A 14058-nucleotide genomic window follows, 5' to 3' on the forward strand; every position below is an offset into this window, starting at 1 on the left:
AAGAGAAGCTGCTTAGTAAACAAGCGAATGATGACAACTACCTTGAAAAACGCCGACATAGAGCCTTCATTAAACTTTGATTTAAATATTGCTTTGTTTTCAAGTCAAGGTTTAACATCTAAAGTGGCTTTGTTGCGTAATTCAATTGAACTAAATCCAGAACCTACGATCTGATCAGCTACGTCCACTCCCTCTCGAAGCTCTATGCCTAAACCTCGTTACAAAACAACCAACTGGAAGCAATATAACCAATCACTCATTAACCGTGGTTCTCTGACCTTTTGAATTGATGAAGAAACGATAAGTGGCTGGGTGCAAAGCAAACAGAATAAGCGCGGGAGGCCACGTCGGTTCAGCGATTTAGCTATCACGACAGCGCTCATGGTGAAACGTGTTTTTTCTATGCCACAGAGAGCTCTGCAAGGGTTTATCGACTCAATATTTAGGCTTGCCCATGTTCCATTAAGTTGTCCGCTCTACACCTACATCAGTCGTAGAGCAAAGCAAGTTGAGGGCTCATTTAAGACTAAAACGAGAGGAGCAATACAGCACCTAGCCATTGATGCAACTGGCCTTAAGGTTTATGGCGAAGGTGAATGGAAAGTCAAAAAACATCGGACGGATGGCAAGCGTAGAGTCTGGCGAAAGCTACATATTGCAGTCGATACAAGCACTCATGAGATCATTGCCGCCGAGCTAAGTTTATCAATGGTTACAGATGGAGAAGTACTCCCGAACTTACTGAAACAAACACGCCGAAGTATCCTTGAGGTGTCTGGTGATGGCGTTTACGACACGAGGTTGTGTCATGCTGCTATTAAGATTAAGGGAGCCATTGCGCTTATTCACCCAAGAGAAGGGACAGCCTTTTGGGAGCATGGTTATCATCGAAATTTCGCAGTGGGTTGCCAGAAGTTATACGGCTCAAATAAGTATTGGAAAGAGCGGTATGGATACCATAGACGTTCACTCTCAGAAAAAGTTAAACAGTTGCTAGGAGGACGATTGAGCTCAAGAAATTACAATGCGCAGGTGGGTGAAACTTACGCGATGATAAAAGCGTTGAACAAGCTTACTGAGTTAGGTATGCCTGAAACTTGTCGTTTTGACTAAGAAACACACGAAACGGGGTGGCCCTATCCTCAAAATTTAATTACGCAATAAAGCCAACGGTGGAAGTAACTTAAGCAAGGTAGTAGAGGTATTCTCAATTGTATAGTGACTTAGCGACACAACCCCGCTCGTTCCAATACTAGTCTTGTCAAGTCCGTTGAGAGTATAGTAAAGGCTCGTCAATTCAATTTTAAACAGCTCAACTCTCATGATCACGTTACGATTTCTCATGCATAAGTAAACGAGCCAAAACGTTCAACGTGTCATTCAAGATAAAGACCTGGAGAGCAAAATAGCATTTAGCCATTAATACGACAGGACTGGAGGCCCAATATGATGGAGATAAAAAACACTGCACAGAAGGGAAAGCATCGAGTTTGGGGTGAGCTCTATTTAGCAATAGATACTAATACTCGTGAAATCATTCCGGATGACTCGAGTTTATCGAATGTCACCAACGGTGAAACGCTTCTAGGCTGATTTAGACAAACTCGTCGTAGAACTAATGTGATCTCTGATGATGATACTTACGACACAAACAATACTAAAAAACCATATGAATTAACGAATGGCTCCGCTTGTTTCACGAGGAGAAAGGGTTGCTTTTTGGATTCGAGGTCAATCGCACAATTTAGTCATTGCTTGTCAGAAGCTATAATAGTTAAATATGCAAACACGATAGGAGTCGACTAATCATCAAACACACTTACGAGTTTCTACATAAGTTTGAAAAATCGACAGATATTTTTAAAGTCCAAAAACTCACCTAGCTTCATACTTGGACCTAAGGCTAACGAAAAAACCAGAAACTTAGGCTACCGGATGTTTCTAAATCATTAACCTAATTTTTAGAAAGAAACACTCGTTTAATTATTATTGATGCTCAGGGTCATCGTCGAGAGCATGACTCGGTAACGCATTCCAAACCGCTTTTACCAGCGTAGCAAGCGGGATAGCAAAGAACACGCCCCAGAATCCCCACAGTCCGCCAAACACCAATACCGCAACAATAATCGCGACTGGGTGCAGATTCACTGCTTCAGAGAACAAAACCGGAACGAGCACGTTGCCATCTAGCGCTTGGATAATACCGTAAGCCAATAACAGCCAGTAGAACTGAGGCTCTAATCCCCACTGGAACAGGCCAACAATCGCAACTGGAACGGTCACAGCTGCCGCACCGATATAAGGAATCAGTACCGAGAAGCCAACCGCGACAGCCAGCAGAGCTGAATAACGTAAATCTAGAATCGCAAAGGTCACGTAGCTGACACCGCCGACGATCAAAATCTCAAGCACCTTACCGCGAATGTAGTTTGAGATTTGTTGGTTCATCTCAACCCAAACCTTGGTCGCTAGACGACGGTTCTTAGGCAGAACACCACTAGCCATACTGATCATCTCTTCTTTGTCTTTCAAAAGGAAGAAAATCAGCAGCGGTACAAGAATCAGGTAAACCGCAAGCGTCGCCAAACTAACAAGAGAAGCTAAAGAGCCCTTCACAACGCTTTCGCCAAAGCCTAATGCTTTGTTTTTCGCATTAGACACAATCGATTCAACGATCTGCAGGTTTGCTAGTTCAGGGTAACGCTCAGGAATGGTTGCGATGAACTTCTGTAAACCACCATACATGCTTGGAATATCATTGATAAGGTTACCTACCTGTTCCCAAATCGTTGGTACTAGACCAAACAGCGCAAGTAACATCACGCTAAAGAACATTAAAATCACCAACATCACTGATGGGGTTCTTGGAACACCGAGTCTTTGAAGTTGAGTAACCGGCCACTCAAGCAGGTAAGCCAAAACAATAGCCACCAAAAGAGGGGCTATGAGGTGACCAAAGAAGTAGATCGTAATAAAGCCGAAGAGAATGATGGCAACCAAGCTGACAGCATGGGGATCAGAGAAACGTCGTTTATACCAACGATTGACCATTTCAAGCATTTGACTGCAATTCCTTTTTAGTGACGAGGAGATGATGGTAATTAGAGCAAACCTCTACGATGACGTCATAGGCTTGCTTAGACAAAAAAGTAACAATATCTTTCATCGAGCTGTTATCAGAGACATAAATTGACAATGATTGCCCTACTTCTAACTTTACACTGTGACGCTTGGCTAATAATAGTGCCATTGGACAGCGCTCTTGGCGTAAATCTAGAATATTAGGTGTCATTCTTTAGCTCGATGCTTATTATAAGGGTCGTATTGTAATCTGTTTTTGAAAACGCGCCATCATTCATTCATCTTCCTTCATGATAGCGCACGCACTTGGTAAAGGTTAAATCAGATAGAGAACCAATTTGCATTGCACTTGTCTTACTGTCAGAAGAAACGGAGTATTACTGACTAATATGTTTAAACGCGCTCGCTCAATTGCTTGCTTATGCATCGCAGCTACATTAAGCACTCCAACGTTGGCAAATACCAATGGTTTGGAGCTACCCGATATCGGCACCGCGGCTGGCGGCACACTCACTATCGACCAAGAACTTATCTATGGTGATGCCTACATGCGCATCATCAGAAGCAGCCAGCCTATTGTAAACGACCCGGTTCTAAACCAATACATTGACACGCTTGGCCATCGCCTTGTCGCGAACGCAAATGATGTAAAGACACCTTTCCAGTTCTTTATGATCCGTGACCGAAACATCAACGCTTTTGCTTTTTTTGGTGGTTATGTTGCTTTGCACTCAGGTTTGTTCTTGCATGCACAGTCTGAAAGTGAACTCGCTTCCGTATTGGCGCACGAAATCGCGCACGTTACCCAGCGTCACTTAGCACGTAGTATGGAAGATCAAGCTCGCCGCTCTCCTGCAACCATCGCAGCACTGGCCGCTTCTGTATTATTAGCGATTGCAGCACCAGAAGCCGGTATCGCAGCTATCACTGCAACAACTGCTGGTAACATGCAAAGCCAAATAAACTACACCCGAAGTAATGAAAAAGAAGCCGACCGCTTTGGCATCAACACGCTTGCAAAAGCAGGGTTCGATGTAAACGCTATGCCACGTTTCTTTGGCCGCTTAGCTGATGAATACCGCTATGCAAGCACACCGCCACCAATGCTATTAACTCACCCGTTGCCTGAAGACCGAATCACAGATTCACGCGCCCGTGCTCGCAGCTATACACCACTAAAACTGGCTCCGTCACTGGATTACCATTTAGCAAGAGCCCGGATTGTTGCACGCTATGCAGGTATTAATAATGATGCAGCTCTTGATTGGTTTGAGCGAAAGCTGAAGAAAGCCCCCAAAGCCTTGGTTCCATCATTAGAGTATGGACAAGCACTGGTTTACCTAGATTCAAAAAAACTAGATAAAGCAGAACCGATTCTGACCAAGCTGATGAATAGCGACCCAACCAACTTGTTCTATCTGGATGCTATTTCAGATCTGCACATTGAACAGAAAAAGCCTGAGATTGCGATTAAAGAACTTAAGTCAGCACTTGAGCGTCAACCAAACAACTCAGTTCTAACCATAAACTACGCCAATGCACTGATCGAAAATGAAGACCTACAGGAAGCCGTTCGCGTGTTGCAACGTTACACGCACGATAACCCGAACGACACCAATGGGTGGTACCTGCTTTCAAAGGCAAATACAAACCTTGGTAACAGCGATGAAGAACTGTCTGCTAGGGCAGAGATCTTGGCACTGCAAGCCAACTGGAACAAAGCGATTCAGTACTACACGCAGGCGAGCCAAATCGCGGAACTAGGCAGCCTAAAACAAGCACGTTATGACGCTCGAATTGATCAACTAATGATACAGCGCGAACGCTTCTTATCATTGCAATAAGTATAATGACTGGTAGCGAAGCTCGTTGCCAAAATACAAAGAAAGCTCAACGTTACACAATAAGAAGCCACTCAGTTGGCTTCGACTGAACGATTAAATCAAAAATAATAATGAGGAAGAACCATGTCTGTCGTGATTTATCATAACCCACGCTGCTCAAAGAGCCGTCAAACTCTCGAACTGCTTGAAGCAAACGGCGTACAGCCAGAAGTGATCAAATACCTAGATACGCCTTTGACTGTTGAACAGCTGAAAGTGCTTTTCACTCAGCTTGGTTTTGAGAGTGTTCGCGACATGATGCGTACCAAAGAAGCGGATTACAAAGAAGCGAACCTTGGTGACGCATCAGTGACTGATGAAGATCTTTTCGCTGCGATGGCAACGAATCCAAAACTGTTTGAACGCCCAGTGGTTGTCGCGAACAACAAAGCAAAAATTGGTCGTCCACCAGAACAAGTACTAGAGATTCTGTAATCCAATATGAGCATCAACATTCTTGTTCTCTACTATAGTCGACACGGCAACACCCAAGCGCTAGCAAGACAAATCGCTCGTGGGGTGGAATCCATCCCGAACTGCGAAGCCATGCTAAGAACGGTGAACAACGTGTATACGGTAGAAGAGCAGCCGGATTCGCGCTATCAACCAACAGATCCTATTGCGACCTTACAAGAGCTCCGTTCTTGCGATGGTTTAGCACTCGGCAGCCCAGTATGGTTTGGCAATATGGCTGGGCCAATGAAGCACTTTTGGGATAGCACAACATCGTTATGGATTAATGGCGATCTCATCGATAAACCAGCTTGTGTATTTACTTCCTCTTCATCACTACATGGTGGTCAAGAGACGACACAGCAAAGCATGATGCTGCCTCTACTTCATCATGGCATGTTAGTCGTGGGCATCCCCTATTCAGAACCTGCGCTGCACACCACTCAAACCGGTGGCACACCTTACGGTGCAAGCAGCACTGGAGAGAGCGCTTCATTAAGCAAAGAAGAAATTGAGTTGGCGAAAAACCTAGGCAAACGCGTAGCGCGCATCGCTATTAACCAGAAGGGAATGTCTCAATGATGTATATGTCAGAGAGACCGATGTCTCCCAAAACCAAGCTATTTCGCTACCTTGCTTTAACGGGCAATTTGTCGCTTTCATTCTGGGTGGTTGCTTGGCAGATGACACTTTCACCGCACCCTCACCTCAGTAATGTAACACTGGCGATTGCTTGGGCTATACCGCTGTTACTACCATTACCGGGAATATTATCGGGCAAACCTTATACGCATGCTTGGGCGAATTTCGTCTTAATGCTCTACTTCCTACACGCGTTAACTATTATGTATGTAGACGGTGGAGAGCGCTTGTTAGCCGCTGTAGAACTGCTTTTGACGACTCTAGGCTTCGCAGGCAATATATTATTTACCCGTTTTAGAGCCAAAGAGTTAGGCATCAAGTTGAAGCGCCTTTCCGAAGTAGAAAAGAAAGAGAAAGCTAAATTCGAGCAATAATATTGATTCGATGCTCTAGATCTGACATGGCAACAGATAAACAAAAAGCCCTGCGAGATTTCTCTTGCAGGGCTTTTTTCGTGATTTCATATCAATCTGTCATGTCGGTAGACGATTACGAGCGAACCCATTCGTATACTAAGCTTGGCTTAGCGTGCACTGGCGCTGTGACTGGTAGCGCTTCCTCATCAGATTCACCTAGCGTCACCTCAGTTGTATTTGTTAGCTCAGCACCTGTAGATAACTCACTGCCTTTCATCACTTGAACGCTTGGGGTAGTTTCATTGCCCATCGCATCAGTAACAACAGCAGAGTCATCGCCTACAGACATAATGTTATCTTGCGCTTCAAATTCTGGGCTCACTTCAGGTTCGATATAAGACTCTTCAACCTTCGCGACTTGGCGAATGCTTTCAACTTCTTGTTCAAACTCTTGTTGGGTCGATAACAAATGAATTCGGAACGTCACTTCATTGTTTTGAATTTGTAGAATATCTAAGCTTGCCACCGAGTTTAGACGCTTCAGTGCATTCTCCAATTGGAAGAAGTCTTGCGCGTTATTCAGGCTGATAAACTGCGTTAAGATTGATTCCGAAGATTCACTCGCAACCGTTACTGCACTCTTACTCGCGTAGTAGTTACTGATTTGGTCAACAAGCTTCTTAGAAGTCGTCGCGCTGTTGCCCGATACCGAACCACTCACAGGCGATTTTGGCGCGCTCGTCAGTTGGTTTGGTTTTTGATCATACAAAGTCCAGCGTAATCCAGAAGACTGTGCCTTAATCACCAAAACAGCATCAACAGGGTAACGTTGACTCGCGTTGCTAATCGGTGTGACAAAGCTGCCCCACAAATCCGAGGTGGCCACTCCCGTAACATCATCAAAATCACCAACAGGAAACATCAAAGGCAAACCGCGCTCTTTTGCATTGGCTTGTAAGCCTGCAGCTAACAGTGAGTTGGAGTGTTCCCAGACAATGTTCTTGTCGTAGTTACTCTCTTCTACCAGCCAAACAAGAATATTTGAGCGAGTATCAGGCCAATACGGTAATTGCGCTTGAGTCAGTAGTGAACGAATTTGAGCACCGTTAAAACGCATACGCAATGTTGATTGGTCATTGCTTTCGCCAAAACTCATTTGAGACATGTACTGCGCACTCTTACGCATCGCCTTTTTAATCGTCTCATTCGACGCGACATCAGTTTGGCCAGTAGCACGTATCAATACCTGCTCCATGCCAGTATTTCTTGCCACTTGTTCTGGTTGTTTGTCTTCGGCGTTAATCGCAACTTCAGCACTAAAGATATCTACTTGAGTTAAGGCATAACTCGGAGAGGCTAATAGTCCCATCAACAACAATGCTATGTAGCGCATATTGATCCTAATATTCAAAGCTTGTGCCTTGATGATAAGCAACTATGGATTGAGGGGCAAGGTCGTTAGCACCCACTGTGTTTAATAACCACAAAATATCACCTGACCATGATAAATCGTTCACTTGTAAACTGAATTGTTTTTATTTTGATAGAGATAAACATAACTAATATAAATAAATTTGATCTATCTGACATAGCAACCGATTGCCAAGTGATAGAATCCCGCGAATTTTATTTTTCGCTTTTCATATAACGACCATTTTTAAGGACATAACATGAAAAATGCTCTGCAAGGTGCGCAAATGCTATTTGTCGCTTTTGGTGCACTTGTACTGGTGCCCCTGCTGACAGGCCTTGATCCCAACGTAGCGCTCTTTGGGGCAGGTATCGGTACCCTTTTATTCCAACTTATTACACGCCGTTCAGTACCTATTTTCCTTGCGTCTTCTTTTGCATTCATCGCACCTATCATGTTTGGCATTCAAACTTGGGGTGTAGGTGCAACCATGGGCGGCCTTATGGCAGCAGGTGTTGTGTATGTATTAATGGGTGCCTTAATTAAGGTACGTGGTGTAGCCTTTATCCACAAACTGCTTCCACCAGTCGTAGTTGGCCCTGTAATCATGGTGATCGGCTTAGGTCTTGCGCCTGTTGCGGTAAACATGGCGCTAGGTAAAACAGGCGATGGTGCGGTTCAGCTTATCGATGCAGACGCAGCATTATGGATTTCATCTATTTCATTGTTAGTAACGATTGTCATCAGTGTTTTCTCGAAAGGCTTTCTTAAACTGCTGCCGATCTTCGGCGGTATTGTTGCGGGTTATATTACGAGCTTAGTATATGGTGTCGTTGATTTTACCCCTGTCGCTCAGGCTGCTTGGTTAGCTCTACCTAACTTCACAGCGCCAGAGTTCAACATCAACGCTATCTTCTTTATGGTATTTGTAGCAATTGCACCTGCTGTTGAACACGTAGGCGACATGCTTGCTATTTCGAATGTAACCGGTAAAGACTACCTTAAGAAGCCAGGTTTACACCGCACAATAACTGGTGACGGCGTGGCAACGATTGCTGCTTCTATGTTGGGTGCTCCACCAAATACAACCTACAGTGAAGTAACGGGGGCTGTAATGCTGACCAAAGCATTCAATCCAGTGATCATGACTTGGGCAGCAGTAACAGCCATTGTTCTAGCATTAGTAGGTAAGCTAGGCGCACTACTTCAAACGATTCCAGTTCCTGTTATGGGCGGCATCATGATTCTTCTGTTTGGTTCTATCGCAACCGTAGGCTTGAATACTCTAATTCAGAACAAAGTTGACCTACACAAATCACGCAACCTTGTGATTGTCGGCATTACTTTGGTCTTCGGCATTGGCGGCATGGCATTTGGCATCGGCGACTTTAGCCTGCAAGGCGTAAGCTTATGCGGTATCGTGGCAATTCTGCTTAACCTAGTGCTTCCAGAAGAGTTAGGCGATAACACCGTAGTAGACAAAGCCCAAATCGACTAACTGCAAGTCAACAAACTGTAGAGGCTTGTGATCCTCAATTAAGAGCATCACAAGCTAGCAAGATCAAAAAAGGGAGAGCATCGAATGCTCTCCCTTTTTATTAATACGGCTAATTCAGCGAGTTAAGAAACGGTTTAGCGTCACTTAAGCTGAAACCGAATTACTTAGTACCGAAGATCTTATCACCAGCATCACCAAGACCAGGAACAATGTAGCCCTTGTCGTTTAGCTTCTCATCGATTGCAGCAGTGTAAAGCTCAACATCTGGGTGCGCTTTTTCTAGTGCAGCGATACCTTCAGGGGCAGCAACAAGTACCAGTACTTTAAATACTTTACAGCCTTGCTCTTTTAGAAGGTCAAGAGTTGCAATCATAGAACCGCCAGTTGCTAACATTGGATCAACCACTAGAGCAATACGCTCGTCAATGTTAGATGCTAGCTTGTTGAAGTATGGTACAGGCTCTAATGTTTCTTCGTCACGGTAGATACCTACGACACTGATTCGAGCACTTGGCATATGCTCTAAAACACCATCCATCATGCCTAGACCTGCACGTAGGATTGGCACTACTGTTACCTTTTTACCTTTAATTTGGTCAACTTCTACTGGGCCGTTCCAACCATCAATAGTTACACGTTCAGTTTCAAAGTCTGATGTCGCTTCGTATGTTAGAAGGCTACCCACTTCTGTCGCTAGCTCACGAAAACGCTTAGTACTAATGTCACCTTCACGCATCAGGCCAATTTTATGTTTTACTAGCGGGTGTTTTACTTCAACAACTTTCATTTCCAACTCCGGCAATATTTAAAAAAACCTGTAGATTATACACGAACTGTGGGGTTATTTCAGAATCTTTATTCTAATAAAAAAAACCGCGCAAACGTTTGCTCTTCGTAATCAAGCCCTGTTAGAATAGCGCCGTTTTCACATCCAACTTAAGTTCGAGGACTATCCCGTGAGTGGTAATACTTCTTCTCTAAGCTACAAAGACGCTGGTGTTGATATCGACGCAGGTAATGCACTAGTAGACCGTATTAAAGGTGCTGTTAAACGCACTCGTCGCCCTGAAGTAATGGGCGGTATTGGTGGCTTTGGCGCCCTATGTGAACTTCCAACGAAATACAAAGAGCCGGTACTTGTTTCAGGTACTGATGGTGTTGGTACTAAACTTCGCCTTGCTTTGGATCTGAAAAAACACGACACCATTGGTATCGACCTAGTGGCAATGTGTGTGAACGACTTAATCGTTCAAGGTGGTGAGCCGCTATTCTTCCTAGACTACTACGCAACAGGTAAGCTAGATGTAGATACAGCAGCAGATGTTGTTTCTGGTATTGCTGAAGGCTGTGTTCAAGCAGGTTGTGCACTCATCGGCGGTGAAACTGCTGAAATGCCAGGTATGTACGAAGGCGACGACTACGATGTAGCCGGCTTCTGTGTTGGTGTTGTAGAAAAAGCTGACATCATCGACGGTACTAAAGTAGCTGCAGGCGACGCACTTATCGCTGTTGGCTCAAGTGGTCCACACTCAAATGGTTACTCTTTGATTCGTAAAGTTCTAGAAGTTTCTGGTGCTGATAAGAGTGAAGAGCTAGAAGGTCGCACTATCGGTGAACACCTACTAGAACCGACTAAGATTTACATCAAATCGGCACTTAAGATGATTGCAGAGCATGACATTCATGCTATCTCGCACATCACAGGTGGTGGTTTCTGGGAAAACATCCCACGCGTACTTCCTGAAGGTACTAAAGCAGTGATTGATGGCAAGAGCTGGGAATGGCCTGCTATCTTCAACTGGCTACAAGAGAAAGGTAACGTGGAGACATTTGAAATGTACCGCACTTTCAACTGTGGTGTAGGCCTAGTTGTTGCTCTACCTAAAGATCAAGCAGACGCAGCTGTTGAACTGCTGAAAGCCGAAGGCGAAAACGCTTGGGTTATCGGTGAGATCGCAAACGCTGAAGCTGGCGAAGAGCAAGTTGAAATCAAATAAGTGATACATTCGCTTATTTAGTTAATAGATGAGGACCTAATGGTCCTCATTTTGCTATTTAGCCCGCAGAAAACCTTAGTTTATGTAGGTAAATTGTAAGCACCCCTGTTAATCAATCGTATGACCCACTCTATGAAAAACAATCTCTCAAATAAAACCAGTATCTCTAGTAAAAACATCGTTGTGTTAGTTTCAGGAAGCGGAAGTAACTTGCAAGCAATTTTGGACGCCTGCGATAGCAATATGATTGATGCTTCAGTTAAAGCTGTCTTCTCAAATAAAGCAGAAGCTTTTGGTTTAGAGCGAGCGAAAACCGCGGGTGTTGACGCACATTCTGTGAACCCAAAAAACTATGGTTCACGTGAAGAGTTCGATCATGAATTGATGATTCAGATCGATGCTTACCAACCCGATTTAATCGTACTTGCGGGATACATGCGTATCTTGAGTTCAGAATTTGTTCGTCACTATGCTGGTAAAATGGTCAACATCCACCCTTCCCTGTTACCTAAATACCCAGGCCTACACACCCACCAGCGTGCCATTGATGCACAAGACAAAGAGCACGGTACAAGCGTCCACTTTGTTACCGAAGAACTTGATGGTGGCCCTGTAATCTTGCAAGCCAAGGTGCCGGTATTTGAAGATGATGATGCTGACATGTTAGCAAGCCGAGTACTGACTCAAGAGCACTGTATTTACCCGATGGTTTGTAAATGGTTTGCTGAAGATCGTTTATCGATGGTAAACGGGAAGGCTGTCTTAGACGGTGAAACATTAGGTACACACGGTTACGCAGAAGAGTAATTAATAAGGTTGTTCTCCCAGAGTAAATCACGGAAGAATAAGCCTTAAAAAACAGAAAACAAAAAGGCCGCTCACTGACTTATTAGTACAGTAAGCGGCCTTTTTTAATCAGGACAAATAATAGTATCGACTAGATTAGCTCAATGGTTCAGTAGGCGCTTGGCTTGCCACCTTCTTCGGAGCATAAGCGACATCTTCCAACGCTTGGTGGTTGTTGCCGATCAGCTCACCAAAATGAAACAGTGCGTACTCACCCGGTTTCATTCTAAACCACTCTTCATTATCTGTTAGAGGCTGAGTTGCGACGACGGTTACCACATCGTTGGGCGTAGTTTCTTCTTGGAAGTTAATCTCAACATCTTCATCAATCAGGCTCGCGTTACCAAAAGGAGCGCGTCTTGTTATCCAGTATAAATGGTTCGTACAATAGTTCATCACGTACTCACCGTCACTGAGCAACATATTGAAAACACCTTTCTCTCGTAACTGGTCACAGCACTCAGCGACAAAGCGAAACATACCTTCCATATCTTGAGGAGGTTCAGGAAAACGGTCTTCAAGTTGTTTCAACAACCAACAGAAAGAGAGTTCGCTGTCCGTCTCACCGACAGGTCTGAATCGACCACTAATCAGATCATCATAATCCGTTAGTTGACCATTGTGAGCAAAGGTCCAGTATCGTCCCCAAAGCTCACGAGTAAAAGGGTGAGTATTTTCTAGATTAACACCACCACGATTGGCTTGACGGATATGACTGACAACAGCTTGGCTCTTAATTGGGTAGTTTTGAACCAACTCAGCGATCTTTGATTCACAACTAGGATTAGGGTCTTTAAATGTACGAAAACCCTTTCCCTCATAGAAAGTAATACCCCAGCCATCACGATGTGGACCAGTGTTGCCTCCACGCTGCATAAGGCCAGTAAAGCTAAAACAAATATCAGTTGGCACATTCGCGCTCATACCGAGCAATTCACACATGGTTTAATCTACTCCCTATTTAAACCAATGGAGCCACAAACCTAGGCTCCAAATATCTGTAAAACTATTATTCCATTTCTTTTTCAACAAGCTGAATCACAATGTGGATGATCTTAATGTGAATCTCTTGGATGCGATCAGCGTAGCCAAAGTGTGGGACTCGGATTTCGATATCAGCACAACCTGCCATTTTACCGCCATCTTTACCGGTCAGCGCAATGGTTTTCATCCCTTTAGCTTGAGCAGCTTCAATCGCTTTTAGGATGTTGCCAGAGTTACCTGAAGTCGACAAACCAAACAACACATCGCCTTTACGACCGACGGCTTCTACATAACGAGAAAATACGTGGTCGTAGCCAAAGTCGTTACTCACGCAAGACAGGTGACTCGGATCTGAAATCGCAATACCAGCAAAACCTGGACGATTTTCACGGTATCGGCCTGTTAGCTCTTCCGCGAAATGCATTGCATCACAGTGTGAACCACCGTTACCACAAGAAAGCACTTTGCCTTCTTGCTTGAATGAATCTGCAATCATTTTTGCAGCAGCTTCAATTTGAGCAATGTTATGGTCATCACTCAAGAACTTGTTCAGAACGTCAGCAGCTTCGTTCAATTCACTTTTGATTAGGTCTTGATACATTTGGCTTATCTCTTATGTTTTTTGACGCAACTTAAAGTGCGTGAAATGAGAATTGAGGGTTTTCCCCTCTTTATCACTGAGTTTACCCACAAACATGAAATAGTGTCGACACTTAAGCCCAAAGATTGCCATCTTAATTAACCTCTCACTGTCGATCCGCCCAAATATTCACCACCAACCTCTCACAATTAGAACTTTAACTCTATTGAGATCACTTTTTATTCACTTTGGAGTTTTACAAATATTTAATATTTTGTTTACACTTAACTGGTTAGACCTCTTACCTAAACTTAATAACAATAAGTG

Annotated in this window: 14 protein-coding genes and 1 pseudogene; 9 read left to right on the forward strand and 6 right to left on the reverse strand. The window is 44.1% G+C overall.

All coding sequences use genetic code 11. The features are described from left to right. The first annotated feature begins 204 nt into the window (after positions 1-204). Positions 205-1113 (forward strand): annotated as a pseudogene (locus AB6D80_RS09435) (IS5 family transposase). A 333-nt stretch (positions 1114-1446) separates the two neighbouring features. Next, positions 1447-1593 carry a hypothetical protein gene (locus tag AB6D80_RS09440; RefSeq protein ID WP_372188384.1) on the forward strand — a complete coding sequence of 49 codons (147 nt, stop codon included), beginning with the start codon at positions 1447-1449 and terminating at the stop codon, positions 1591-1593. A 393-nt stretch (positions 1594-1986) separates the two neighbouring features. On the opposite strand, the gene AB6D80_RS09445 is transcribed toward AB6D80_RS09440, so the two are convergent. Both AB6D80_RS09445 and AB6D80_RS09450 read right to left on the reverse strand, forming a co-directional pair. Then, positions 1987-3060, reverse strand: a complete 1074-nt coding sequence (locus AB6D80_RS09445) for an AI-2E family transporter (protein WP_102490543.1) — start codon at positions 3058-3060, stop codon at positions 1987-1989. Beyond that, the gene (locus AB6D80_RS09450) at positions 3053-3292 is read right to left on the reverse strand and encodes a sulfurtransferase TusA family protein (protein WP_012604576.1); all 240 of its coding nucleotides are present in this window, start codon (positions 3290-3292) and stop codon (positions 3053-3055) included. The genes AB6D80_RS09445 and AB6D80_RS09450 overlap by 8 nt, the downstream gene beginning before the upstream one ends. Positions 3293-3470: 178 nt before the next feature. Between AB6D80_RS09450 and AB6D80_RS09455 the strand changes: the two genes are divergently transcribed. The 4 genes from AB6D80_RS09455 to AB6D80_RS09470 all read left to right on the forward strand — a co-directional run bounded on the left by AB6D80_RS09455 (position 3471) and on the right by AB6D80_RS09470 (position 6433). Continuing rightward, the gene (locus AB6D80_RS09455) at positions 3471-4925 is read left to right on the forward strand and encodes a M48 family metallopeptidase (RefSeq protein WP_009847382.1); all 1455 of its coding nucleotides are present in this window, start codon (positions 3471-3473) and stop codon (positions 4923-4925) included. A gap of 123 nt (positions 4926-5048) precedes the next feature. Next, complete coding sequence (gene arsC, locus AB6D80_RS09460) at positions 5049-5399, forward strand: arsenate reductase (glutaredoxin) (protein ID WP_017096833.1); 351 nt, start codon at positions 5049-5051, stop codon at positions 5397-5399. A gap of 6 nt (positions 5400-5405) precedes the next feature. Beyond that, positions 5406-5999: an NAD(P)H:quinone oxidoreductase gene (gene wrbA, locus AB6D80_RS09465; protein WP_372188386.1), complete on the forward strand. Its 594-nt coding sequence runs from the start codon at positions 5406-5408 to the stop codon at positions 5997-5999. Beyond that, entirely contained in the window at positions 5996-6433 is a 438-nt protein-coding gene (locus AB6D80_RS09470) for a DUF2069 domain-containing protein (protein ID WP_372188387.1), read from the forward strand. Before wrbA ends, AB6D80_RS09470 begins: the two co-directional genes overlap by 4 nt. Positions 6434-6548: 115 nt before the next feature. Here the strand turns inward: AB6D80_RS09470 and AB6D80_RS09475 are convergent, their stop codons facing one another. Next, positions 6549-7808: a DUF2066 domain-containing protein gene (locus tag AB6D80_RS09475; protein ID WP_029225466.1), complete on the reverse strand. Its 1260-nt coding sequence runs from the start codon at positions 7806-7808 to the stop codon at positions 6549-6551. Between the two features lie 277 nt (positions 7809-8085). Here AB6D80_RS09475 and AB6D80_RS09480 point away from each other — a divergent pair, with 277 nt between their 5' ends. Next, positions 8086-9324 carry a uracil-xanthine permease family protein gene (locus AB6D80_RS09480; RefSeq protein ID WP_017100802.1) on the forward strand — a complete coding sequence of 413 codons (1239 nt, stop codon included), beginning with the start codon at positions 8086-8088 and terminating at the stop codon, positions 9322-9324. Positions 9325-9484: 160 nt separating this feature from the next. Here AB6D80_RS09480 and upp read toward each other — a convergent pair whose 3' ends face one another. Next, the gene (gene upp, locus AB6D80_RS09485) at positions 9485-10111 is read right to left on the reverse strand and encodes a uracil phosphoribosyltransferase (RefSeq protein ID WP_009847387.1); all 627 of its coding nucleotides are present in this window, start codon (positions 10109-10111) and stop codon (positions 9485-9487) included. A 169-nt stretch (positions 10112-10280) separates the two neighbouring features. Between upp and purM the strand changes: the two genes are divergently transcribed. Both purM and purN read left to right on the forward strand, forming a co-directional pair. Next, positions 10281-11321: a phosphoribosylformylglycinamidine cyclo-ligase gene (gene purM, locus AB6D80_RS09490; RefSeq protein WP_008222945.1), complete on the forward strand. Its 1041-nt coding sequence runs from the start codon at positions 10281-10283 to the stop codon at positions 11319-11321. A 132-nt stretch (positions 11322-11453) separates the two neighbouring features. Next, positions 11454-12128, forward strand: a complete 675-nt coding sequence (gene purN, locus AB6D80_RS09495) for a phosphoribosylglycinamide formyltransferase (RefSeq protein ID WP_017100801.1) — start codon at positions 11454-11456, stop codon at positions 12126-12128. 135 nt (positions 12129-12263) lie between these two features. Here the strand turns inward: purN and AB6D80_RS09500 are convergent, their stop codons facing one another. Next, positions 12264-13109, reverse strand: coding sequence for a class II glutamine amidotransferase (locus AB6D80_RS09500; protein WP_009847389.1), 846 nt, complete (start codon positions 13107-13109; stop codon positions 12264-12266). A 67-nt stretch (positions 13110-13176) separates the two neighbouring features. Beyond that, positions 13177-13752, reverse strand: a complete 576-nt coding sequence (gene lpcA, locus AB6D80_RS09505) for a D-sedoheptulose 7-phosphate isomerase (protein ID WP_009847390.1) — start codon at positions 13750-13752, stop codon at positions 13177-13179. Positions 13753-14058 lie beyond the last annotated feature (306 nt).

It is taken from the genome of Vibrio sp. 10N.247.310.17 (assembly GCF_041466605.1).
Lineage (GTDB): Bacteria > Pseudomonadota > Gammaproteobacteria > Enterobacterales > Vibrionaceae > Vibrio > Vibrio tasmaniensis_A.